Genomic DNA, 22,870 nt, shown 5'->3' on the forward strand with positions numbered 1-22,870 from the left:
AGGTGGATCAGCACGAGCAGGTGGACCGGCGGGGGCGGGTGTTGGATGCCGCCGTCGAGTTGATCGCCCGGGACGGTTTCGACGGGGTGCGGATCGCGGATGTGGCGCGGCAGGCGGGGGTCTCGACGGCGCTGGTGCACTACCACTTCGCCAATCGGGCCCAGCTGCTGACCGAGGCGCTGACGCATTCGCTGAGCCGGGCCGAGCAGCGGCTGGCCCGTAGCGCCGGTGAGGTGGGGCGGGCCGGTGCGGACCGGCGACTGGCGGATCTGATCGACTTCGCGCTGCCGTTCACCGACGACGATGTGCGGGAGGCGCGGCTGTGGGCGGAGCTTGAGTCGCGGGCGGCCGGCTCGCCGGAGCTCGCCGAGGCGCTGGCGCGGCTCAACCGGCGTACGGAACAGCCGGTCGCCGATGCGGTGGCCGCGGGGCTGGCCGACGGGATTTTCCACGACTGCGTGCCGGCCGAGGTGGCCACCGCGGCACAGGCGTTGCTGGCGGGGCTGTCGGTGCGGCTCACCGCCCACGACCCGGGGCTGGACCTGGCCGGGGTACGGGAGTTGGCGGGGCGTCAGCTCTCCCGGTTGGTGGGGTACGCGGGGGTGCTGCCGTTCCGTCCGTTGTCGGCGGTGCTACCGGAGTCCGGCAGCGGAACCGCCACCGCCCCTGATGCCGACACCGCCCCTGATGCCGACACCGCCCCTGATGCCGTCACCGCCACTGGTACCGCCGCCGGCACCAGCACCAGCACCAGCACCAGCACCAGCACCGACAGCGTGGCAGAGCGGGGGGAGTCGGCGGGCGCCGGGCGGGCCGCGGTGGGTCGGCGGCGGCGCGCCGCCCGAAGGCCGGCCGCGGGGCACTGAGGCCAGCCACGAAGCCCTGGCGTGACGCCCCCCAGAACGGCCCCCACCACCAGTCGCGGCCCCTCCCCCACACCGGCCCATCCCCGCACCGATCCCTCCGCCACACCAGCTCCTCACCCCACCGGCCCCGGCCCCTCCCCCGCACCGACCCCTCCGCCACACCAGCTCCCCCACACCAGCCCCTCCCCCACCAGCCGCTACGGCGCCCCCTGAGGCGCGATGGCCAAGATGGCCACGTCGTCGTGGAAGATTCGGGTGTGGCGGGGCAGGTCGGTGTTGAGGAAGTCGACGACCTCGGCGGGGCCGGGGGCGGGCCGGTCGGTGAAGTGGTGGCGGAGCCGGTCGAGGAGGGGGTAGAAGGCGCCGTCGTGGTCGCGGGCCTCGATCAGGCCGTCGGTGCAGAGGAGCAGCACGTCGCCGGGGGCGAAGCCGTGGGTGTAGGCGGTGGCGGTCACCTCGGCGAGGGAGCCCAGGCCGAGCGGGAGGGCAGGGGGCCCGAGGAGGGGGGTCACCTCGCCGTCGGAGATCAGCACCGGTTCGATGTGGCCGTGGTTGACGATCGTCACCTCGCCCGCCGCCGCGTCGTACTCGACCAGGACGGCGGTGACGAAGAGTTCGTCGTCGTGCAGTTCGGCGGCCTCGCGGGCCAGCCGGCGTTCCATCCGGGCCGCGACGCCGAGCAGGTCCCCCTGGTCGTAGGCGGCCTCGCGGAAGCTGCCGAGGATGTCGGCGACGGTGCGGACGGCCCGTAGGCCCTTGCCGCGGACGTCGCCGATGATGGCGCGTTCGCAGGTCTTTGTGGCGCGGATGTCGTAGAGGTCGCCGCCGACCATGGTGCCGATCTCGCCCGAGCGGTAGAGGCCGGCCGCGAGCACGTGTCCGACCTGGTGCGGGACCGGCCGGAGCAGGGTGCGCATCAGGGCCTCGGCCACCGAGTTGGCGCGGACCAGCGACTGCTCCTGGCGGCGGCGGTGGGCGGCCAGCGCGATGCCCAGGATGCCGACGAGGGCGGTGGCGATGTAGGCGGCGACGTGGTGGTTCTCCCAGAGCTGGTGGATGTTGTGGCCGGTGCAGCAGGGGGTGCCGGCGATCACGCCTTCGAGTACGAGGGTGAAGGCGGTGACCGCGGCGACGCTGAGGGGTCCCAGGGTGTAGGCGGCGACCACGGGGAGGGCGATGAGCAGGAAGCTGACCGCCCATTCGGTGGGGGTGACGGTTTCGAGGAGCAGGACCAGCGCGACGTAGGCGACCGGCAGCCAGCGCATCCAGGCCGGCGGGCGGGGGACCTCGAAGCCGCTGTTCTCCACGATCGCGGCGCGGCGGGGTGCCGGGTGACCGCGGCCCGGCCGGCGGTCGCCGCGGATCCGTTCCATGACCGGCCGGGGCGACCCGTCGGGCCCCGAACCGTCCGTCCCCGACCTGTCCACCACGGGCTCCTGACGACCGTGAGCACGGTCATTCGACCGTGCTCAAGGCCCTTCAGCGTCGCGTGCCCGAACGGCCAGGACCGGCCATTACGCCACCTGCGGCATGTCACACCGCAGGGACCCGGACCCACCCTGATGGACAGAGCGGCCGGACAGCAGCCGGACAGCAGCCGGACGGGGCCGTCGCCGGCCCGTCACGGCAGTTCGAACGGCAGCTCCAGGCCGGCGAGGGTGGCGGTGCAGCCGCAGGTGCGTTCCTTGGGGAGGCGGTCGAGGGTTTCCAGGACGAGGGCGCGCAGTCGTTCGGTGTTCTGGGCGAAGACCTTGAAGACCTCTTCCTGGGAGACGCTCTGGTGGGCGTCGATGCCCGCGTCGTGGTCGGTGACCAGGGCCACGGCGGTGTAGCAGAGGGCGAGTTCGCGGGCGAGGACCGCTTCGGGGTGGCCGGTCATGTTGACCAGGGACCAGCCGGCCGCGGCGTACCACTGGGATTCGGCGCGGGTGGAGAAGCGGGGTCCCTGGATGACGACCATGGTGCCGCCGTCGGTGGCCTCGGTGCCGGTGGCGGCGGCCGCCTCCAGGACCGCTTCCCGGCCGTGCGCACAGTAGGGGTCGGCGAACGAGACGTGGACCGCGCCCCGCTCGTAGTAGGTCTGGGCGCGGCCGCTGGTGCGGTCCACGAGCTGGTCGGGGACGACGACGGCGCCGGGGCCCAGTTCGGGGCGGAGCGAGCCGACCGCGCAGGGGGCGAGGATCTGGCGGACGCCCAGGGAGCGCAGCGCCCAGATGTTGGCGCGGTAGTTGATGCGGTGCGGGGGTACGGCGTGGCCGCGGCCGTGGCGGGGCAGGAAGGCGACCCGGCGGCCGCCGATCTCGCTGACGGTGAGGGCGTCGGACGGTTCGCCGTAAGGGGTGTCGACGGTGATCCGTTCGGCGTCGGCGAGGAGTTCGTAGAAGCCGCTGCCGCCGATGACGGCGAGTTCGGCGGCGGGGGTGGCGGGGCCGGTCGCGGGTCCGGCGGGGGTGGCGGTGGTGGTCATGTGTCCTGTCTCGGTGGTGGGCCGGGAGGCCGGTCAGGCGGCCGGGGGTGGCGGTGCGGGCGGGAGGTGGAGCCCGGTGAGGTCGCCGTGGACGGGGTGGCCCGCGACGGACCGGCCGCGGGGGTCGTCCGGGCGGCGGACCGCCGCGGTCTGCCAGCCGGCCGCGGCCGCGGCGTCGAGTTCGTCGCGGACGTCGCTGAGGAAGAGCGTTCGTCCGGGCGGGACGGCCAGGGTGCGGCTGATGGTGCGGTAGGAGTCCGGTGCGCGTTTGGGTCCGGCGGTGGTCAGGTCGAAGTATCCGTCGATCAGGCTGGTCAGGTCACCGTGGTTGCTGTGGGCGAACCAGTCGCGCTGGGCCGCCACCGAACCGGAGGAGTAGATGTGGCGGGCGATGCCGGCCGCCCGCCAGCGGGTGAGCGCCTCGGGTACGTCGTCGTAGACGTGGCCGTGCAGGGTGCCGTCGGCGTAGCCGGCCGCCCAGATCTCGCCCTGGAGGGCCTTGAGCGGGGCGGCCTTGACGTCGGCGTCGGCCCAGGCGTGCAGGGCTTCGGCGGCGCCCGCCTCGTCGAGGTCGGGGGTGCCGGTCTCCGTGCGCACGCCGTCGAGGATCTCGGTCCAGCGGGGCTCACCGCGGTGGGTGGCGAGCCAGCCGGCGATCCGCTTGCGGGCGTACGGGAAGAGCACGGTGTGGACGTGGTCGGCCGAGCCGGTGGTGCCCTCGATGTCCAGGACGACGGCACTGACGGGAGCACTGACGGAGGCACCGGCCGGGGCGCGGGGCGGGGTGCCGGGGGTGGGCCGGTCGGTCACGGGGCCGCCGGTTCGGGCGTGCCGACGAGTGCATCGAGGGTGGGGAAGGAGCGGGCGAGCGGGTCGCCGGTGAAGTCGCCGACCCAGCCGTCCTCCTCCTCGAAGAAGCGGATGGCGGTGAAGTCGGGGCGGGTGCCCATGTCGAACCAGTGGCGGGTGCCGGCCGGTACGGAGAGCAGGTCGCCCGCTTCGCAGACCGTGGCGAAGACCTGGCCGTCGAGGTGGAGGTAGAAGCAGCCCCGGCCGTGGGCGAAGAAGCGGACCTCGTTCTCGGCGTGGCGGTGTTCCTCCAGGAAGGTGGTGCGGGCCTTGGCGGCCTGCTCGGCCCGGACGGGGTCGTCGCTGGGGTGCAGGCGGGCCACGTCGATGAGGCGGAAACCCTCGCGGGCGCTGAGTTCGTCGACCTCGGCGCGGTAGCGCTCAAGGATCTCGTCGCTGTCGTCCTGGGGCGTGACCGGGCCGCGGACCGGCCAGTGGCGCAGTTCGACGCCGTGGCCGGCGAGGGTCCTGGCGATGACCGTGGTGTCGGTGGTGCGCAGCAGCACGGTGTCCGGTGCGTCGTCCGGCATCAGCTGAAGGAGCGTCATGCGGGGTTTCCTTCCGGTGTCGGGGCGGGCCGGGCCGGCCAGTTGCCGTCGTCGAGCAGGACGAGCCGGCAGATCGCCTCCAGGCACTCCAGCCGGTTGCGGGCCTGGGCCAGGTCCCGGCCCCAGACGGTGATGCCGTGGTCCGCGATGAGCAGCGCGGGCGGTGCCTCGGGCCGGTCCTGGAAGTGGTCCGCCACCTCGGTGGCTATCCTCCCGACATCCGCGTGGTTGGGGAAGACGGGCACGGAGGTGGCCACCGGGTCGGCCAGTCCGAGGCCCTTGAGGAGTTCGAAGGCGCGCAGCGGGAGCGGGGCCGGGCCGGTGCCGGGGGCGGCGGTCTCGCGGGCCCAGCGGCCGGCCACCGCGGTGGCGTACGGGGCGTGCACGTGGATCACGGCGCGGGCGTCGGTGGTGCGGTAGACGGCCGCGTGGACGGCGGTTTCGGCGGACGGCCGGGGGCCGTCGGAGGCGAGCGGGTCGGCGCTCTCGGCGTGCACGGCCACCAGGTCACGGGCCGTCAGGTCGCCCTTGTCCCGGCCGCTGGCGGTGATCAGCGCGGTCTTGGGATCGGTGGCGGAGCGGACCGAGATGTTGCCGGAGGTGCCGGGCATCCAGTCCCGTTCGTACAGGGTCCGGGACAGCGCGGCGACCGCGGTGGCGAGTTGCCCGTCGTCGGGGAGGTCCGCGCCGTGAGGGGGTGCGGCCGCCTCGCGGGGGCGGTGCACCCGGCTCTCGGAGACGATCGCGGTGATCAGCTCGCCGGGGGTGACGTCGAAGGCCGGGTTGAAGACGGCGGTGCCGGCCGGTGCGACCGGGGTGCCGGCGAACTCGGTGACCTCGGTCGCGGCGCGTTCCTCGATGGTGATGCCGGCGCCGGTGGGCAGTGCGGGGTCGCGGGTGGATTCGGGGGCGATGACGAGGAACGGCACCCGGCTGCGGTCCGCGGCGACGGCGAGGCCGTAGGTCCCTATCTTGTTCGCGACGTCGCCGTTGACGGCTATCCGGTCGGCGCCGACCAGGACGCAGTCGACCAGGCCGGTGGCGATCGCGGCCGCGGCCGCGGAGTCGACGCACACCCGGTGCGGTACGCCCGCCTCGCGCAGTTCCCAGGCGGTGAGCCGGGCGCCCTGGAGCAGCGGGCGGGTCTCGTCGACGAGGACCTCGGCGACCCGGCCGCGGGCGGCGAGTTCGAGGATCACGCCGAGGGCGGTGCCGACCGCGGTGGTGGCCAGCCGGCCGGTGTTGCAGTGGGTGAGCAGGCGCAGCGGGCGGTCCGGGAGCAGGTCGTCGAGGAGGTCCGCGGCGCGCCGGACCATCGCGCCGTTCACCTCGGCGTCCTCGCGCAGCATGGCCAGGCCCTCGTCGATGACGGCCTGTCGGCCCTCGCCGAGCCGGGCCAGGACCCGGTGGACGGCCCATTCGAGGTTGACCGCGGTGGGGCGGGCGGCGGCCAGCCGCTGGGCGTCGGCGCGTACGGCCCCTTCGTCCAGGGTGCCGTCGGGGCGGCGGTGGCGGTGTGCGGAGAGGGCCACGCCGAGGGCGCCGGCCAGGCCGATGGCCGGGGCGCCGCGGACGGCGAGGGTGGTGATGGCCTCGATGGTCTCGTCGACCGTACGCAGCCGTAGTTGCCGGTGGGTGTGCGGCAGGACGCGCTGGTCGACGGTGACGATGGCACCGTCTTCCCAGTACAGGGAGGGCTGGCCGGCGTTCACGGGCCTGTCACCGCCTTCGTGCGGACCGGATTTCCTTGCACCGGATTTCCTTGGGGGAAAAGGTAGTTGGGCCGCATGGCGGCGGTGTTGCCGCGGTGTTTCCGCGGTCCGGTCTCCGGGGGGCGTCGGCGGTGGGGCATGCTCCTCCTTGCGGCGGGTGGGCGGGGCCGTGGCAGGGGTCAGGCCGGTGGGGCCGCCGCCTTGAGGGCGGCCTCGATCACCGGGCCGACCTCGGGCATGGCCGCGGCGGTGACGATGCCGGTGTGGTCGGCGCGGACGGCGACGGTGTCGACCCGTCCGTCGAGGAGCGGCTGCCAGTTTTCCGAGGCGGGTCCTGCGGGGTGGTGGCCGGCCGCGGCGTCGAAGCAGAGCACCGGTCCGGAGTAGCGGCCCGGCCGGTGTTCGGCCAGGGCCCGGACGTTGTGCCGGGCGACCTCGACGAGCCGGCCGACGGTCCGTTCGTCGAGGGAGCCGAGGGCGCTGCCGGCGGTGCGCAGCGCGTCGTGCAGGGCGGCGGCCGGGGGCAGGCCGGCGCCGTCCGGTGCCTCGGCGGTGACGCCGTCCAGGGCGAGCGGCACCAGGGTGCGCGGGTCGAGGGTGGTGCCCCAGCCGAGGACGTCGCCGGGGTAGGCGTCGAGGAGGACGAGCAGGGCGGGCGGTTCGCCCTGTGCCGCCAGGTCGGTGGCGATCTGCTGGGCGACCGTGCCGCCGAACGACCAGCCGGCGAGGACGTAGGGGCCGTGCGGGCGCAGGGCGCGGATCCGGGCGAGGTAGCCGGTCGCGAGGTCGGTGACGGTGCGCGGACCGGGGTTGCCGTCGGTGAGCCGGGGGTCCTGGAGGGCGTGCACCGGGTGGCCGGCCGGGACGTGCCGCAGCAGGGGGGCGTAGGTCCAGCTCAGGCCGTTGGCGGCGGGGATCAGGAAGACCGGGGGGAGGTCGCCGTCGGCGCGGAGGGTGAGCACCTCGCCGAGCTCGGTGCCGGTGCTTCCGGTGGCCGCAAGGGCGCTCAGTCCGGCCACGGTCGGGGCCCGGAAGAGGTCCTGGACGCCGAGTTCCACGCCGAGCACCGAGCGGATCCGGTGCACCAGGCGGGTGGCGAGCAGGGAGTGCCCGCCGAGTTCGAAGAAGCCGTCGTCGATGCCGACCGGGGGCAGGCCGAGGACCTCCCCGAAGAGGCGGCACAGTACGACCTCGCGGGGGCCGCGCGGGGCCCGGCCGTGGGGGGCCGCGGCGAACCGCGGGGCGGGCAGCGCACGGCGGTCGAGTTTGCCGTGGGGCGTCAGCGGGAGGGCGTCGAGGGTGAGGAGCGCGGCGGGCACCATGTAGTCGGGCAGCCGGGCGGCCAGTTGGGCACGGAGGGCGGCGGGGTCGGGGGCGGGGCCGTCCGGTGCGGGCACGACGTAGCCGGCCAGCAGTTTCTCGCCGGCGGGGTCGGTGCGGACGGTGACGGTGGCCTGGCGGACGCCGGGCAGGGCGGCGAGCGCCGTCTCGACCTCGGCCGGTTCGATCCGGTAGCCGCGGATCTTGACCTGGTCGTCGGCGCGGCCGAGGAAGAACAGCCGGCCGCGGGTGTCCCGGCGGACGAGGTCGCCGGTGCGGTACATCCGCTCGCCGGGGGCACCGTAGGGGCAGGCCACGAAGCGTTCGGCGGTCAGTGCGGCGCGGCCGGTGTAGCCGCGGGCCAGGCCCGCGCCGGCCAGGTAGAGCTCGCCCACGACGCCGGCGGGGACCGGACGGAGCGCCTCGTCCAGGACGTGCGCCCGGGTGTTGTCCATGGGGCGGCCCAACGGGACGGTGCCGTCGGCGCGTTCGCCGGGCTGCCAGGACGTCTGGGTGACGCACAGGGTGGTCTCGGTCGGGCCGTACAGGGCGCGGACGGCGGTGTCGGGGCAGGCGGCCAGGACCCGGGCGACGGCCTGTCCGGACACCGCGTCGCCGCCGGTCAGCACCTCGCGGACGGGTGCGAAGCAGTGCGCGTGGTCCTCGGCGACGGTGCGGAACAGCCCGGCGGTCAGATGGACGTGGGTGATCTGGTGGCGGGTGATCAGCCGGGTCAGGGCCGGTCCGTCGGGTGCACCCGGGGGTGCGACGACCACGCAGCCGCCGTTGAGGAGCGTCACCCAGATCTCGTAGGTGGCGGCGTCGAAGGCGTGCGGGGCGTGGAAGAGCACCCGGTCGCCGGGGCCGAGGCCCCAGCAGGAGTCGCGGGCCAGGTCGAGGACGCCCTGGTGGGTGGTGCCGATGCCCTTCGGCTCGCCGGTCGAGCCGGAGGTGTACATCACGTAGGCGAGGTGGTCGGGGTGGACGGTGGGCGGTGCGGCGGGCCGGCCGCGGTCCGTGGTGGGGCGGGCGCCGGGGGTCAGGACGGTGTGGCCGGTGGCCGCCGGGTGGTCCCGGTGCGCGGGGTCCGCGAGCAGCACCGGGCTGCCGGCCTCCGCCAGGGCGGCCCGGAGGCGGGCTTCCGGGTGGGCGGGGTTCAGCGGCAGGTAGGCGGCGCCGGCCTTGAGGACGGCGAGCTGGGCCACCAGGAGGTCGGCGGACCGCTCCATGAGCAGCGGGACGGCGGTGTCGGGGGTCACTCCGGAACGGATCAGGTGCCGCGCCAACCGCTCGGCCCGGTGGCCGAGTTCGGCGTAGGTCAGGGCGGTGTCGCCGTGGACCACGGCGGGGGCGTCGGGTGCGGCGGCGGCCCGGGCGTCGAAGGCCTCGACGACGGTGCCGGGTGCGGACGGCCGGACGGTGCCCTGCCAGTCGCGGTGGACCTGCTCGTGTTCGGTGGCGGAGAGCAGGTCGAGGGCGCCGATGTGCGCCTGCGGGTCGGCCGCGGCCCGGTCCAGCAGCCGGAGCAGGCGTTCGCCCAGGGCCCTGGCGGTGGGCTCGTCGAAGAGGGCGGTGCGGTAGGTGAGGGAGAGTTCCAGCAGGTCCTGGTCGGGCCGCTCGTCGAAGGCGAACTCCAGGTCGAACTTGGCGCCCTGGGCCTGCGCGCGGTCCGTGACGCAGGTCGCGCCGGCCAGTTCCAGCCCGAGGTCGCCGCCGTACGCCCAGGAGAGCATCACCTGGAAGAGCGGGTGCCGGGAGAGCGAGCGGGGTGGCTGGAGTTCCTCGACGAGCCGGTCGAAGGGCAGGTCCTGGTGGCTGAAGGCCGCGAGGTCGGTGTCCCGTACCCGGGCCAGCAGGGCGTCGAAGGTGGGGTCGCCGGAGGTGTCGGTGCGCAGCACCAGCGTGTTGACGAAGAAGCCGATCAGTTCGTCGAGGGTGTCGTCGGTACGGCCGGACACGACGGTGCCCAGCGGGATGTCGGTGCCCGCGCCCATCCGGGTCAGCAGGGCGGCCAACGCGGCCTGGACCACCATGAGTTCGGTGGCGTGGCCGGTGCGGGCGAGGTACCGGATGCCGGCGCGGGTGGCGGCGTCGACGGGGAGGCGCAGGGTGCCGTGGGCGGTGCCGGCCTTCGCCGGGCGGGGGCGGTCGGCGGGCAGCGGCAGTTCCTCGGGCAGATCGCGCAGGGCGGTGCGCCAGTGGGCCAGTCCGCGGGTGACCGGGGAGCCGGACACGGACTCCTCGTCGAGTGCGGCGCGCTGCCACAGCGCGTAGTCGGCGTACTGGACGGGCAGCGGCTCCCAGTCGGGTGCCCGGCCGAGCAGCCGGGCGGCGTACGCGGCGGACAGATCGCGGCCGAGCCGGCTCACCGACCAGCCGTCGCAGGCGATGTGGTGCAGTGCCAGGACGAGCACCCACCGGTCCGGTGCGGTCCGCAACAGCTCGGCGTGCAGCGGGATTTCGGCGGTGAGGTCGAAGACATGGGCGCTGGCGGCGGCCACCGCGGCGGGCAGGGTGTCCGGGGTGCGGTCGGTCACCGGCAGGTCGATGCGCACCTCGTCGGCGGGCAGTACCCGCTGGGTCGGCTCGCCGTCCCGCTCGCCGTAGAGGGTCCGCAGCGCCTCGTGGCGGGTGACGACGTCGCCGAGTGCGGCGGCCAGTGCGCGGTCGTCGAGGGTGCCGGTGATCCGGGTGACGACCGGGATGTTGTAGGTGGCGCCGGGGCCGGCGAGGCGGTCGAGGAACCACAGGCCGCGCTGGCCGGAGGAGAGCGGTACGGGGCCCGGGCGGGGCGTCATCCGGGTCACGGGGTGGTGCACGGGGTCGTCGGCGGCGAGGTGGGCGGCGAGCCTGGCGACCGTCTGGGCGCCGAACAGCGCCCGCACCCCGATCTTGATGCCGAGCACCGCCCGGATCCGGTTGATCAGCCGGACGGCGAGCATCGAGGTCCCGCCGCGGGCGAAGAAGTTGTCGTCGGCCGTGATGTCGGGGGCGTCGAGGATCTCGGCGAACAGACCCCGGAGGATCTCCTCGCGCGCGCCGCGCGGACCGTGCGGGGCGGCGCCGGTGCCGTCCAGTGTCATCGGGAAGACCTCATCCCATTGCGCTCTTCCGGAATTGCAAAAGGAATGTGCGGAAAGGCGATGCGGCGGTCATTCAACCGGCCGCGGGGAATCCGCACAAGCAAGGTCCGGTGTCCCGCCGGCGGGACACCGCGGCTTCCTTGACACCCCTTCCGGCACCGACCTACGTTGCCGAGCGCCGTCGCCGGACCGCGGTGGAAGCCGAATGCAGATCCGGGGCAACTCATCCGTGCCGAAAGGGGATTCGGCTTGCCGGAAGCGCCGAGCACCATCACATCGGTATTCGCCGCCCGGGTGGGCGAGAAGAAGGACGCGCCCGCGGTCGGGCACGGCGGCGGTGCCACGCTGTCCTACGGTGCGCTCGACGAACGCAGTGATGCCCTCGCCCGCGCCCTGGCCGGCTGCGGCGTCCGGCCCGAGGACCGCATCGGCATCCTGATGGAGCGCGGCCCGGACGTCGTGGTCGCCCTGCTCGGCACGCTGAAGGCCGGCGGCGCCTACGCCCCGCTGGACGTCCGCTCCCCCGCCGCCCGGCTGCGGACGGTGCTCGGCGAGTGCGGTACCCACCTGGTGCTGGTGGACACCGCGGAGCGGGCCGCGGCGCTGCGCGCGAGCTGCACCGCGGACCCCACCGGCGCGCTCGCCGGGGTGGCGGTCCGGGTCGTCGGGGAGCTGCTGGACCGCGCGCCGGCGGACGCCGTGGCTCCGCCGCCGCCCGTGCTGCCGCAGCAACTCGCCTACGTCATCCACACCTCGGGCTCGACCGGCCGCCCGAAGGGCGTGGCCATCAGCCACCGGGACGTGGTGGAGTTCGCCGCCGACGACTGCTGGGCCGGTATCGACGCGCGGGTGCTGCTGCAGTCGCCGCTGGAGTTCGACGCCTCGGTGTACCAGATCCTGGTGCCGCTGCTGCGCGGCGGGACCGTGGTCGTCGCGCCGCCGGGTCGGCTGGATCCGGCCACGCTGGTGCGGACCCTCGCCGCGGAGCGGATCACCTCCACGTTCATCACCCCGTCGATGTTCAACCTGATGACGGAGGAGTCCCCGGACGCCTTCGGGCACGGCTGCCAGGTGTGGATGGGCGGCGAGGTGGCCTCGCCCAGCGCGGTCGCGCGGACGCTGGTGGCCTCCGGCCCGGGGTCGGTGGTCAATGTGTACGGGCCGACCGAGGTGACCGTCTTCGCCACCCGGCACCTGGTCACGGAGGTGGGTGACGGGCCGGTCCCGATCGGCTCGGCGCTGGCCGGTGTGCGCACCCATGTGCTGGACGAGCGGCTGCGGCCGGTCGGCCCGGGCGAGGTGGGCGAGCTCTATCTCGCCGGGCGGGGCGTGGCCCGGGGCTACTGGGGGCGGCCGGAGCTGACCGCCGGGCGGTTCGTGGCGGACCCGTTCGCGCGGGACGGCAGCCGGATGTACCGCACCGGTGATCTGGTGCGCTGCCGCGTGGACGGGCTGCTGGAGTACTTCGGCCGCGAGGACAACCAGATCAAACTGCGCGGTTTCCGCATCGAGCTCGGTGAGATCGAGCACCAGCTGACCCGCCGGGACGACGTCGCCCGGGCGGCGGTCGTTCCGCTGCCCGACCACCACGGCGGCAAGAACCTGGTCGGGTACGTCGTCCCGGCCGCGCCGGCCACCGCCGCGACCGTCGGGGAGGACTGGCCGGCCCGGCTGCTGGACGCGCTGCGGCTGGCCCTGCCCGGGCACATGGTCCCCGCCGCCTGTGTGGTGGTGGACCGGCTGCCGCTGACCAACAACGGCAAGCTGGATGTGCGGGCGCTGCCGGCGCCGGTGTTCGAGGGTGCCGGGCGGGCCCCGCGCAACGAGACCGAGCGGCTGCTGTGCCGGGTCTTCGCGGACGTGCTGGGCGTGGACCGGGTCGGCATCGACGACAGCTTCTTCGCGCTGGGCGGGCACTCGCTGACCGCGACCCGCGCGGCGGCGGGCATCGGCGCCGCGCTCGGCGTCCGGCCGGGCCTGGAGGACCTGTTCGCGGCGCCGACGGTCGCCGGGCTGGCGGCCCGGCTGGAGCACCGCAAGGCGGCCGGGCCGGCGGCCCGCGTCCCGCTGGAGCCCGGCCCGCGCGAGGGCCGCGCCGAACTGTCGCCCGCACAGCGGCGGTTGTGGCTGCTCTACCAGCTGATGGGGGACGCCGATCCGGGCTACCACATCCCGCTGGTCCTGCGGCTGCCCGGCCCGGTGGACACCGATGCGCTGCGCGCCGCGCTGGCCGATGTGACGGCCCGTCATGAAAGTCTGCGGACGGTCTTCCCCGCCGACGGCGAGACCTCCTACCAGAAGGTCCTCGACCCGGCCGACGCCCGGCCCGGACTGACCGTCACCGACTGCCGGCCGGCCGAGGTGGACGGGCTGCTGTCCCGCGCCGTCCGTGCCCCGTTCGACCTGGAATGCGAGCTGCCGCTGCGGATGGCGCTGTTCCGCACCGGCGAGGAGAACGTGCTGCTTGTGGTCCTGCACCACATCGCCGCCGACGGCTGGTCCTTCACCCCCCTCTTCCGCGATCTGTCCCGGGCGTACGCCGCCCGGCGCGCGGGCACGGCGCCCGATTTTCCCCCGCTGCCGGTCCAGTACCGGGACTACGCCGCCTGGCAGCACCAGGTCCTCGGCGACCGCGACGATCCGGACAGCCCGCTCGCGCAGGCGCTGGCCCACTGGCGCGCCGCGCTGGCCGGGATCCCGCAGTGCACGCCGCTGCCCGGTGACCGTCCGCGCCCGGAGGTGGCCGGCGGCGCGGGTGACGTGGTGGAGTTCGTGATCCCCGCGGAGTTGCGCCGGGCGCTGGACGAGCTGGCCCGGACCAGCGGCTGCACGCTGTTCGTGGTGCTGCAGGCCGCGCTGGCCGGGCTGCTGACCCGGCTGGGCGGTGGTGAGGACATCGTGGTGGGGACCCCGACCGCGGGCCGCGCGGACGAGGCGCTGGACGATCTCGTGGGCTTCTTCGTGAACACCGTCGTGCTCCGCACCGACACCTCCGGCGATCCGCCGTTCGGCGAGCTGCTGCACCGGGTGCGGCAGGCGTGGATCCCCGCCTACGCCCATCAGGACGTCCCGTTCGACCTGCTGGTGGAGGTGGTCAACCCGCCGCGGAGCCTGGCCCACCACCCGGTGTTCCAGATCGCGTTCGGGCTGCTGAACACCGCCGGGTCGGCGCTGGTGCTGGACGGCACCGCCCATGAGTGGCGGCTGGCCGGCTCCGGCGCGGCCCGCTTCGACCTGGCCTTCGACCTGGTGAGCCGGACGGCACCGGACGGCGCACCGGGTGCGCTGGACGTCAGCCTGGAATACGCGACCGAGTTGTTCGACCGCGCCACCGTGCGGCGGCTGGCGGACCGTTACGTCCATCTGCTGCGTGAGGTGGCCGCCGATCCCGACCGGCGGCTCGGCGCACTCCCCCTCGATCCTTCCTGAAAGGTCATCGTCATGAATCCCTTCGACGACACGGACGGTACGTTCAAGGTCCTGGTCAACGCCGAGGGCCAGTACTCCCTGTGGCCGGCGTTCGCCGAGGTCCCGCCGGGCTGGGAGGTGCGGCTGGACGACCGCGGGCGGGCGGAGTGCACCGCGTACATCGAGGAGCACTGGACGGATCTGCGGCCGGCCTCCCTGGTGGCGGCGATGGCCGCGGCGCAGGACGGCAGGGGCTGACCCGGGATGTCCGCGACGACCTCGGTCCCTGCCGGACCGCTCCGCCAACTGCGCCTCGATCACCTGGGTTTCGCGGTCGGTGACCTGGCAGCGGCCGCGGAGCCGTTCACCGCGTGCTACGGCTTCGGCGTCCTGGACCGCTTCCCCACCGCCTCGGGTGCCCCGGGCGACGGGGTCCGTACGGTGGCGGTCGGTGCCGGCGGCATCCGGCTGGTGCTGACCGCCGCGCAGGACGCCGGGCATCCGGCCGCCCGGTACGTCGCCCGCCACGGCGACGGGGTCCGGGACATCGCGCTCGGGACCCCGGACGCCGCGGCCGCGTTCGCCGAGGCGGTGCGGCGGGGCGCCGAACCGGTGGCCGGTCCGGCCGAGCGGGACGGGGTGGTCACCGCCTCGATCGCCGGCTTCGGGGACGTGGTGCACACCTTCGTGCAGCGGCCGGGACCGGCGGCCGGTGTCCCCGGCCCGGCGGCCACCGGGCTGCACGGGATCGACCACCTGGCGGTGTGTCTGGAGCCGGGGCGGCTGGGACCGACCGTCGAGTACTACGAACGGGCGCTGGGCTTCACCGCGGTGTTCACCGAGCGCATCGTCGTCGGCGCGCAGGCGATGGACTCGATCGTGGTGCAGAACGACGCCGGGACCGTCACGCTGACGCTGATCGAGCCGGACACCGGCCGTGCGCCGGGCCAGATCGACCGGTTCCTCGCCTCCCACGGCGGCGCCGGCGTACAGCACGTCGCGTTCGCGTCGGACGACATCGTGCGCTCGGTGGGGCTGCTGGCGGCGCGCGGCATCGGCTTCCTGGACACCCCCGGCACCTACTACGACCTGATCCCGGGCCGGCTGACGCTCTCCCGGCACTCCGTCGACGAGCTGCGGGACCTGAACGTACTCGCCGACCAGGACCAGGACGGCCAGCTGCTGCAGATCTTCACCCGGTCCGGGCACCCGCGCGGCACGCTGTTCTTCGAGGTCATCGAGCGGCTCGGCGCCCGGACGTTCGGCAGCGGCAACATCAAGGCGCTGTACGAGGCGGTGGAATTGCAGGAGAACAGGTCGGACGCGACCCGGTGAGGACGCCGTCCGGTGCGCCCGTCCGGTCCGCGTCCTGGCCGGTCAGAAGGTCCGTTCCGGCGGAGGGCCGCCGGGCGGCTCCGGCAGCCACAGCAGGCCGGAGGTGGCCAGCAGATAGCCGAGCTGGGCGCGGCTGTTGCTGCCCAGTTGCCGGGACACCCGGCTGATGTGCTTGGCGACGCTGCGGCGGCTCATGCCCATCCGCCGCGCGATGGAGTCGTCGGTCTCGCCGGACACCACGGCCTGCAGGATGGCCCGCTGGACGTCGGAGGTGATCAGCGGGGAGCGGGCCGGTACGCCGCCCGGTCCGACCGGCACCGAACGGGACCAGGCGCTGTCGAAGAGCGCGACGAGGAAGCGCAGCAGTGCGGGGTGCCGGATCTGCAGGGCGCTGTCGCTGCGCTCCTCGGTGGTGGGGATGAAGGCCACCTGCCGGTCGCAGATGATCATCCGCTCGAACACCTCCACCAGGGTGTGCACTTCGGCCCCGGCGGCGGTGACCTTCTCGATGTAGGCCAGCGTGGGTGCGTGCGAGCGGACGGTGTGCTGGTAGACGGTCCGCTGCCGGACGCCGCGTTCGAGCATCCGCAGGTCCCGGTCGAGCGCCTCGCTCAGCAGGTGTTCCGGGCGTCCGCCGCCCGGCTGGGTGGTCAGCAGTTCCTCGCGGCAGCCGGTCACGGCGGCCTCCAGGGCGTTGCTGATGACCGTGGCGCCGTTGAGGACGGTGAGCGTGGGCTGTTCGCCTTTCCTGGCGTCGTCGTAGGTCCGGGTGAAGACGGAGAGGGTGGCCTGGACGGAGCGGTAGGTGCGCTGCTGGTCGGCGATCGCCTCTTCTATGGGGCGCAGCGCGGCGATCGCCGCGGCCTCGGGCGGGACCGGGGTGGTGGCGCCGGGTGTCCGTGGATCATCGGTGACGAGACCGAGTGCGCGCAGGCACGGCGGGGCGGTCTCGCGGCCCGCCGTTCCGTCACGGAGAATGCGCCGGTAGTAGCTCAGCGCATCGCCGCATACCCGACCTGAGGGTAATTCACCCCCATTGCACCGACATCGACCCAGTTCTTCATCGTTCACAACTATGCAGGTTACATTTGTGCACCCCGCCCGCAGTCCAATGATCTTGGCGGGCCGAAGAGGATAAGCGGCGCCAGCCACATCCTTGGCCGCACAATGGGGGACCACGATGCCTCGCATCCTGCGCGTTTTCACCATCGCCGCCGTCCTGGCCACCGCCGTCGGATATGGAATTGACCATTCCGCTCCGTCCGTCGAGCGCGCGGGCCACCTCACCTCCGGCGCCTCCGGCGCCGTCCTCGGCGACTCGGCCTGGGGCCGCGCTCCCGCCCCGCACACCGGGCCGTTCTGAGCGCCCCGGGCCGAGCATTTTCCGACGGGCGGCCGCCGCACCCGGACCGCAGGCACGGTCCGGCCGGTGCGCGGAACCCGTCCGGTTCGCAGCAACCGCACCGAGGAGAAGCTTTGAGCACATCGTCCGCAGCCCTGGGCACCGCTCCGCGCGCCGGGTCGGGCAGCGAAATCACCGAACTCCCCGCCGTACGGCCCCGGCAGACCACGCCGGACGACGCCGCGCGGGGCGTCTTCGTCACCCGCGTCGGCCTCCAGATACCGGCCGCGGTCAGCTACGACACCTGGAAGAGCGCGGGCCGGCGGATCTCGGCCGTCGCCAACTCGTCGGCCTGGTGCCTGGGCGACTGGCTGATCTACGGCCAGTGGCGCTACACCGACCGCTACCGCAGGGCGGTCGACGCGGTCGGCCTCGACTACCAGACCCTGCGCAACTACGCCTGGGTGGCACGGCGGTTCGAGGTGTCCCGCCGGCGGGACAGCCTCAGCTTCCACCACCACGCGGAGGTGGCGTCGCTGCCGCCCCATGAGCAAGACTACTGGCTCAACCGGGCCGAGGAACTGGGCTGGTCACGCAATCAATTACGGGCGAACGTCCGGGCCGCCCGGGAAACCGGACCGTCCGCCACCCGCAAAACCGCATCCGTCGGAATTCAGCTCACCCCGGAACGCATCGCCCGGTACCGCGCGGCCGCGGAACGCAGCGACAGCAGCCTGGAAACCTGGATGGTGGACCGGCTGGACCTCGCGGCCAACAATGCGCTCGGCAGTTACAGCGGCTGACCTGACGGTGCCCCGGAATGCCGTACCCGAAAAGGCGCTGAGTGAAAGGTGCTGAACGTGCGTCCTGCAAACCTGCCGGATTCCCGGTCGCTCGCCTGGGAACTCGCCCCGGGAAAGCCCGCACTGGCCCGGATACCCGGCCTGGCCGACATGGCCGCGGCCCGTGCCTGGCTCGCCGCCGCCCGGCCGGAACTGACCCGGGCTCTGCACACCCACGGGGCCGTCTATCTGCGCGGTCTGCCCCTGGCGGAGGTCGGTGATGTCGCCGCGGTCCGCGACGTGCTCATCCCCGAGTCCACGCCGTACCGCGAAAAGGCCACCCCGCGCAGCGACTTCGGCCAGGGCGTCTACTCGTCCACCGACCTGCCGGCGTCCCAGCGCATCCACATGCACAACGAGAACAGCTACACCCTGACCTTTCCCGGCCTGCTGCTGTTCGTTTGCCTGACCGCGCCCGAGGAGGGCGGCGCCACCCCGGTCGCCGACTGCCGCAAGGTGCTCGCCGGCATCCCCGCGCCCCTGGTGGCGAAGATGCGGCAGACCGGCTGGCTGCTCCGCCGCAGCTACTCCGACCACATCTCCACCGACTGGCGCAGCGCGTTCGGCTCCGACGACCGGGCGGCGGTGGAGCGTTACTGCGCGGACAACCTGATCGCGCACGCCTGGCAGGAGGACGGCAACCTGCGCACCGGCCAGGTGCGGCCCGGCGTCCTCTCCCACCCGGTGACCGGGGACGAGGTCTGGTTCAACCACCTGGTCTTCTGGAACGAGTGGTCGCTGGACGAGGAGCTGCGGGAGATCCTGCTCGACGAGTTCGGACCGGACGGGCTGCCCTTCCGTACGGCCTTCGGCGACGGCAGCCCGCTGACCCAGGAGGACCTGGCGGCCGTCCAGGCGGCGTACGACGCGGCGACGGTCCGGGAGCCCTGGCAGCCGGGCGATCTGCTGCTGGTCGACAACATCCTCACCGCGCACGGCCGCGACCCGTTCCGCGGCGACCGCCGGATCGCGGTGTCGATGGGCGCGCCGGTCGAACTGGCCGACTGCCGGCCCACCGTGCCGCCGGCCGCCGCGTTCGGCTGACCGGCCGCCGCACCACGCCCCTTCACCGCCCTTCACCTCCCTCTCCGCGGGACGCCCCCGCGCGGCACAAGGAGTCTGTTCATGGCTGACCTCCGTCCGGAGCCGGTCGACGCCGTCCGGCGCTTCGCCCGGGTGGTGCGGGACCACCCGGAGCGGATCGCGGTACGGGACGGCGAGGGATCCCTGACCTTCGCCGAACTCGACCGCCGCACCGCCCGGTTGGCCCGCGCGCTGACCGCCCGCGGCATCGGCCGCGGCGCCCGGGTCGGCGTGGCGCTGCCCCGTACGGCCCGGCTCGTCGTGGCGCTGCTGGCGGTGTGGCGGGCGGGTGCCGCGTACGTACCGCTCGATCCGCACTATCCGCGGGAGCGGCTCGCGTTCATGGCCCGGGACGCCGGCATCGCGGCACTGCTCGCCGAGGAGGACAGCCCGCTCGGGACGGCGGCCGGGGCCGTGGTCCTCGATCCGGACCTCCCGGGCGAGGCCCCTGCGCCGGAGGGCGGCCTCCCCGTGGGTGCGGCGGACAGTACTCCGCTCGACCCCGCCTACCTGATCTACACCTCCGGTTCGACCGGCCGTCCCAAGGGCGTGGAGGCCTCCCGCGGCGGGGTGGCCGCCCTGTTGGCGGGGCTGGAGGAGGCCGGTGCCTACGCGGCTGCGCCCCGGGTGGTCGCCTGGAACGCCAGCGTGTCCTTCGACGCGTCGGTGCAGCAGTGGGCGCGGGTCTGCCGGGGCGACACCGTGGTCGTGCTGAGCGAGGAGGACCGCAAGGACCCGGCCCGGCTGGCCGCCGTGCTCGATGCGCACACGGTCACCGACCTCGATCTCACCCCGTCGCACTGGGAGTTGCTGCGCGGGACGCTGACCGCGCCGCGGACCGACGGGCGGACGCTACGGCTGTTCATGGGCGGCGAGCCGGTGCCGGCACGGACCTGGCGGGAGCTCGCGGAGGCGGCCGGTGCGGGCGGCCCGGAAGCCCTGAACCTCTACGGCCCGACCGAATGCACGGTCGACGCCACGGTCACCTGGATGACCGGCGGCACCCCGCACCTGGGGGACGCCCTCCCGGGCGGCCGGCTGTACGTGCTCGACGAGGCGCTGCGCCCGGTGCCCGAGGGCGCCGAGGGCGAGCTGTACGTCGCCGGGCCGCGGCTGGCCCACGGCTACGCCGGCCGCCCGGCGCTGACCGCGGAGCGGTTCGTCGCCGATCCGTTCGGCGGCCCCGGCGAGCGGATGTACCGCACCGGCGACCGGGTCCGGCGCACCACCGAGGGCCTGCTCGCCTTCCTGGGCCGGGCCGACCGCCAGCTGAAGTTCCGCGGCTTCCGGATCGAGCCGGGCGAGATCGAGCACGCACTGGTCTCGCACGAGGGCGTCGGCAGCGCCGCCGTCGTGGTCCGCGACGACGGGCCGGCCGGTGAGCGGCTGGTGTCGTACGCGGTGCCGGCCTGCGGGGCGGCGCCCGACCCCGGCCGGCTGCGGGACCATCTCGCCTCGGTGCTGCCGGACTTCATGGTGCCGTCGGATTGCGTACTGCTCGACGCGCTGCCGCTGACGGCCAACGGGAAGCTGGACGTGGCCGCGCTGCCGGCGCCGCCGGACGGCCCGGCGGCGGACCCGGCGGCCGCCGAGCCGGACGGCCCCTACGAGAAGCTGATCGCCGAGGTCTGGTCGGAGGTGCTGGGCCGGCAGCGGGTCGGCGCGGACGACGACTTCTTCGCCCTGGGCGGGCACTCGCTGATGGCGCTGCGGGTCGTGGGGCGGCTCAAGCGGAACCTCGGCCTGGTGATCTCGGTCAAGGAGGTCTACCGCCACCCGCGGCTGCGGGACCTCGCTCAGCACGTCCAGCGCCACCACGACGCCTCCGCACCGGCCGGCTGAGGAGCCGCCGCCCCGCCCGTCCGGGTACGGCCGGACACCGCCGAGCAGCGCTTCCGCTTCCCGAGAAGAGAGACGATCCATGCAGGACACCATCGTGGTCCGCCCCCAGCCGGTCCCGGACGCCGCGCAGCGGCTGGTCTGCCTCGGCTTCTGCGGCGGCGGGGCCGGCTCGTACCTCGCCTGGACCGAGGCGATGCCGCCCGGCGCGGAGCTGGCGGCGGTCTGCTATCCGGGACGGGAGGGCCGGTTCGCCGAGGACTGCGCCCGGGACTGGGACGAGCTGGCCGAGGACGCGGTCACCGCGGTGCTGTCCGCCGCCGGCCTGCCCTATGTGCTCTTCGGGCACAGCATGGGCGGCTGGATGGCCTTCGACGTCGCGGCACGGATCGAGGAGCGCGGCGGGCCGGCCCCGGCGGCGGTCGTGGTGTCCTCGGCCAACGCGCCCAGCCGGGGGCTCACCCCGCAGGACATGTTCCCGGCGCAGCACCAGTCGGACGGTGAACTCATGGACTGGATGCGGGAGTTCGGGCTGCTTCCGGGGCATGTGCTGGGCGACCCGGACCTGTGCGAGATCGCAGTGGAACTGATGCGGGCCGACCTGCGGGTGCGGGACTCCTTCTACCACCGGGCGGGCGCGACGGTGCGGGCACCGCTGCAGGTGCTGACCGGGGCGGTCGACGAGGTGATCGATCCGCGGACGGCGCAGCAGTGGCGGAAGCTGGCGGCCGGCCCGTTCCGCCACGACGAGCTGCCGGGCGGGCACTTCTACACCCCCGAGGTGTGGCAGACCCTGCCGTCCCGGATCGCCGCGCTGGGGACACCGGCGGCCTGACGGCCCGGCCGGGGGGCGGGGACGTGGGGGCGGTGGTGCGGGCCTCAGCGCTCGGCCGGTGCGAACTCCCCGGCCCGGACCAGCCGGAGTTCACCGGCCGCGGCGGCCGCGGTGAGGACGAGGGTGAGCAGCACCCCGGCGAGGATCGCGGTGCTGGGCGTGGCCAGCCCCAGCACCACTCCGGAGAGCGAGGCGCTGGCGGCGTATCCGGCGCCGACCACGGAGTACATCATCGAGTAGCCCGCGGCCAGGGCACTTGGCGGCAGTACGGCACGCAGCCCGAGCGCCCGGGTGACCTGAAGTCCGGCCTGGAACAGCCCGGCCAGGCACAGGGCCGCCGCGATGACGCCGAGCAGCGGGACCACCCCGGCGGCGGCCACACACGCGGCGACGGCGAGCAGCAGGACCAGGCTCTGGGTGCCGAGGCGGCCGGGCCAGCTGCGCAGCCCGTACAGCAGCGAGCCGGCCGCGGAGGCGAGGGCGTACCCGGCCAGCAGCGGACCGGACCAGCCGACCGCGAGGTGGCGCTGTTCCAGCAGGGCGGGCAGGACGAGTTCGGCCAGGGCGAGCAGCGACATGGCCGCGGCGCCCGACACGTAGACCGGCCAGGCCGCGGCGAGGGTGCGCAGCATCGGGACGCCGGCGCGGTCGGCGGGGTCCGATCGCCAGCCGGGCGGCAGCGCCCACAGCCCGGCGACGGACAGCGCCATCAGGCCCGCCGCCAGCAGCAGCGGGGCAAAGGGGGCCACCCCGAAGGCCAGGCCGCCGGCCGCGGCGGGCGCGACGGCCCAGACCGCGTACGACAGGGTGGCCTCCGCGCTGAGCGCCTTGGTGACCAGGCCGGGGTCGACGTGCTCGGTCAGCAGGGTGCGCAGGCCGCCCGGGGACGCGCCCGGGGCGGCCCCGGCGACGAGGGCGAAGGCGCCGAGCAGGAGGTCGGGGGCGCCGGGCAGCAGGCCCAGGCCGGCGAACGCCGCGGCGCCCGCGCCGAGTCCGCCCGCGAGGTGGTGCCGGGCGCGGTCGGGCCGCAGTCTCGCCCCGAGCAGCGCGGCGCCGATAACCTCACCCACCACGTAGACGGCCGCGAGTTCGGCGCCCAGCACATATCCGCCGGGCCGTTCCCGGACCAGGAAGACGAGCGCCAGCGGAGCCATCGCCACCGGCATGCGCGCCGCGGCGGCGACCGCGGCCCAGCTCAGCACGGGCCGGGTCAGGAGCGCGCGATAGGTGTGGGCTGCCATCCCCGGACTGTAGGGCGGGCCGGAAATGGCGGACAAGGCGGAAGGGCGCCGCCCGCCCATAAAGAACCGGTCGGCCGGGCCGTACCGCGAAAGTCTTGCT

17 protein-coding genes are annotated in these 22,870 nt (G+C 74.5%); 9 read left to right on the plus strand and 8 right to left on the minus strand.

Translation table 11 applies throughout. The features are described from left to right. Positions 1-2 precede the first annotated feature (2 nt). Complete coding sequence (locus tag AB0E02_RS07110) at positions 3-866, plus strand: TetR family transcriptional regulator C-terminal domain-containing protein (protein WP_362136918.1); 864 nt, start codon at positions 3-5, stop codon at positions 864-866. A gap of 197 nt (positions 867-1,063) precedes the next feature. Here AB0E02_RS07110 and AB0E02_RS07115 read toward each other — a convergent pair whose 3' ends face one another. The 6 genes from AB0E02_RS07115 to AB0E02_RS07140 form a co-directional block, all read right to left on the minus strand. Then, positions 1,064-2,293, minus strand: a complete 1,230-nt coding sequence (locus AB0E02_RS07115; protein ID WP_362136920.1) for a PP2C family protein-serine/threonine phosphatase — start codon at positions 2,291-2,293, stop codon at positions 1,064-1,066. 194 nt (positions 2,294-2,487) lie between these two features. Further along, positions 2,488-3,333 (minus strand): S-methyl-5'-thioadenosine phosphorylase, encoded by an 846-nt coding sequence (locus AB0E02_RS07120; RefSeq protein WP_362136922.1) that lies wholly within the window; start codon positions 3,331-3,333, stop codon positions 2,488-2,490. 33 nt (positions 3,334-3,366) lie between these two features. Further along, complete coding sequence (mtnC, locus tag AB0E02_RS07125) at positions 3,367-4,143, minus strand: acireductone synthase (protein ID WP_362136925.1); 777 nt, start codon at positions 4,141-4,143, stop codon at positions 3,367-3,369. Further along, positions 4,140-4,730, minus strand: coding sequence for a cupin (locus tag AB0E02_RS07130; RefSeq protein ID WP_362136927.1), 591 nt, complete (start codon positions 4,728-4,730; stop codon positions 4,140-4,142). The genes mtnC and AB0E02_RS07130 overlap by 4 nt, the downstream gene beginning before the upstream one ends. Then, complete coding sequence (gene mtnA / locus AB0E02_RS07135; RefSeq protein WP_362136929.1) at positions 4,727-6,442, minus strand: S-methyl-5-thioribose-1-phosphate isomerase; 1,716 nt, start codon at positions 6,440-6,442, stop codon at positions 4,727-4,729. The genes AB0E02_RS07130 and mtnA overlap by 4 nt, the downstream gene beginning before the upstream one ends. Before the next feature lie 179 nt (positions 6,443-6,621). Continuing rightward, positions 6,622-10,845, minus strand: a complete 4,224-nt coding sequence (locus tag AB0E02_RS07140; protein WP_362136931.1) for an amino acid adenylation domain-containing protein — start codon at positions 10,843-10,845, stop codon at positions 6,622-6,624. 249 nt (positions 10,846-11,094) lie between these two features. Between AB0E02_RS07140 and AB0E02_RS07145 the strand changes: the two genes are divergently transcribed. The 3 genes from AB0E02_RS07145 to hppD are packed head-to-tail and all read left to right on the plus strand — an operon-like array spanning position 11,095 to position 15,588. Continuing rightward, positions 11,095-14,274, plus strand: a complete 3,180-nt coding sequence (locus AB0E02_RS07145; RefSeq protein WP_362136933.1) for an amino acid adenylation domain-containing protein — start codon at positions 11,095-11,097, stop codon at positions 14,272-14,274. Between the two features lie 12 nt (positions 14,275-14,286). Next, positions 14,287-14,511 carry an MbtH family protein gene (locus tag AB0E02_RS07150; RefSeq protein ID WP_030412366.1) on the plus strand — a complete coding sequence of 75 codons (225 nt, stop codon included), beginning with the start codon at positions 14,287-14,289 and terminating at the stop codon, positions 14,509-14,511. A gap of 6 nt (positions 14,512-14,517) precedes the next feature. Continuing rightward, positions 14,518-15,588 (plus strand): 4-hydroxyphenylpyruvate dioxygenase, encoded by a 1,071-nt coding sequence (gene hppD / locus AB0E02_RS07155; protein WP_362136936.1) that lies wholly within the window; start codon positions 14,518-14,520, stop codon positions 15,586-15,588. Positions 15,589-15,630: 42 nt separating this feature from the next. Here hppD and AB0E02_RS07160 read toward each other — a convergent pair whose 3' ends face one another. Beyond that, positions 15,631-16,584 (minus strand): LuxR C-terminal-related transcriptional regulator, encoded by a 954-nt coding sequence (locus AB0E02_RS07160; protein WP_362137150.1) that lies wholly within the window; start codon positions 16,582-16,584, stop codon positions 15,631-15,633. A 184-nt stretch (positions 16,585-16,768) separates the two neighbouring features. On the opposite strand from AB0E02_RS07160, the gene AB0E02_RS07165 reads away from it, so the two are divergent. The 5 genes from AB0E02_RS07165 to AB0E02_RS07185 all read left to right on the plus strand — a co-directional run bounded on the left by AB0E02_RS07165 (position 16,769) and on the right by AB0E02_RS07185 (position 21,529). Further along, the gene (locus AB0E02_RS07165; protein ID WP_362136938.1) at positions 16,769-16,951 is read left to right on the plus strand and encodes a hypothetical protein; all 183 of its coding nucleotides are present in this window, start codon (positions 16,769-16,771) and stop codon (positions 16,949-16,951) included. A gap of 113 nt (positions 16,952-17,064) precedes the next feature. Continuing rightward, positions 17,065-17,733 carry an LmbU family transcriptional regulator gene (locus tag AB0E02_RS07170; RefSeq protein WP_362136940.1) on the plus strand — a complete coding sequence of 223 codons (669 nt, stop codon included), beginning with the start codon at positions 17,065-17,067 and terminating at the stop codon, positions 17,731-17,733. A gap of 57 nt (positions 17,734-17,790) precedes the next feature. Next, complete coding sequence (locus tag AB0E02_RS07175; protein ID WP_362136942.1) at positions 17,791-18,816, plus strand: TauD/TfdA family dioxygenase; 1,026 nt, start codon at positions 17,791-17,793, stop codon at positions 18,814-18,816. Positions 18,817-18,897: 81 nt separating this feature from the next. Next, positions 18,898-20,697 carry a non-ribosomal peptide synthetase gene (locus tag AB0E02_RS07180; protein ID WP_362136945.1) on the plus strand — a complete coding sequence of 600 codons (1,800 nt, stop codon included), beginning with the start codon at positions 18,898-18,900 and terminating at the stop codon, positions 20,695-20,697. A gap of 79 nt (positions 20,698-20,776) precedes the next feature. Further along, positions 20,777-21,529, plus strand: coding sequence for an alpha/beta fold hydrolase (locus AB0E02_RS07185; RefSeq protein ID WP_362136947.1), 753 nt, complete (start codon positions 20,777-20,779; stop codon positions 21,527-21,529). A 44-nt stretch (positions 21,530-21,573) separates the two neighbouring features. Here the strand turns inward: AB0E02_RS07185 and AB0E02_RS07190 are convergent, their stop codons facing one another. After that, positions 21,574-22,770, minus strand: a complete 1,197-nt coding sequence (locus AB0E02_RS07190; protein ID WP_362136949.1) for an MFS transporter — start codon at positions 22,768-22,770, stop codon at positions 21,574-21,576. Between the last annotated feature and the right edge of the window lie 100 nt (positions 22,771-22,870).

The organism is Streptomyces sp. NPDC048196 (assembly GCF_040652715.1).
GTDB lineage: Bacteria > Actinomycetota > Actinomycetes > Streptomycetales > Streptomycetaceae > Streptomyces > Streptomyces siderophoricus.

Bases quoted from the DNA above. Each gene is read 5' to 3' on its own strand.
- AB0E02_RS07190 (WP_362136949.1), bottom strand. From the start codon at position 22,770: ATGGCAGCCCACACCTATCGCGCGCTCCTGACCCGGCCCGTGCTGAGC.
- AB0E02_RS07120 (WP_362136922.1), bottom strand. From the start codon at position 3,333: ATGACCACCACCGCCACCCCCGCCGGACCCGCGACCGGCCCCGCCACC.
- AB0E02_RS07130 (WP_362136927.1), bottom strand. From the start codon at position 4,730: ATGACGCTCCTTCAGCTGATGCCGGACGACGCACCGGACACCGTGCTG.
- AB0E02_RS07150 (WP_030412366.1), top strand. From the start codon at position 14,287: ATGAATCCCTTCGACGACACGGACGGTACGTTCAAGGTCCTGGTCAAC.
- AB0E02_RS07185 (WP_362136947.1), top strand. From the start codon at position 20,777: ATGCAGGACACCATCGTGGTCCGCCCCCAGCCGGTCCCGGACGCCGCG.
- hppD (WP_362136936.1), top strand. From the start codon at position 14,518: ATGTCCGCGACGACCTCGGTCCCTGCCGGACCGCTCCGCCAACTGCGC.
- AB0E02_RS07165 (WP_362136938.1), top strand. From the start codon at position 16,769: ATGCCTCGCATCCTGCGCGTTTTCACCATCGCCGCCGTCCTGGCCACC.
- AB0E02_RS07180 (WP_362136945.1), top strand. From the start codon at position 18,898: ATGGCTGACCTCCGTCCGGAGCCGGTCGACGCCGTCCGGCGCTTCGCC.
- AB0E02_RS07140 (WP_362136931.1), bottom strand. From the start codon at position 10,845: ATGACACTGGACGGCACCGGCGCCGCCCCGCACGGTCCGCGCGGCGCG.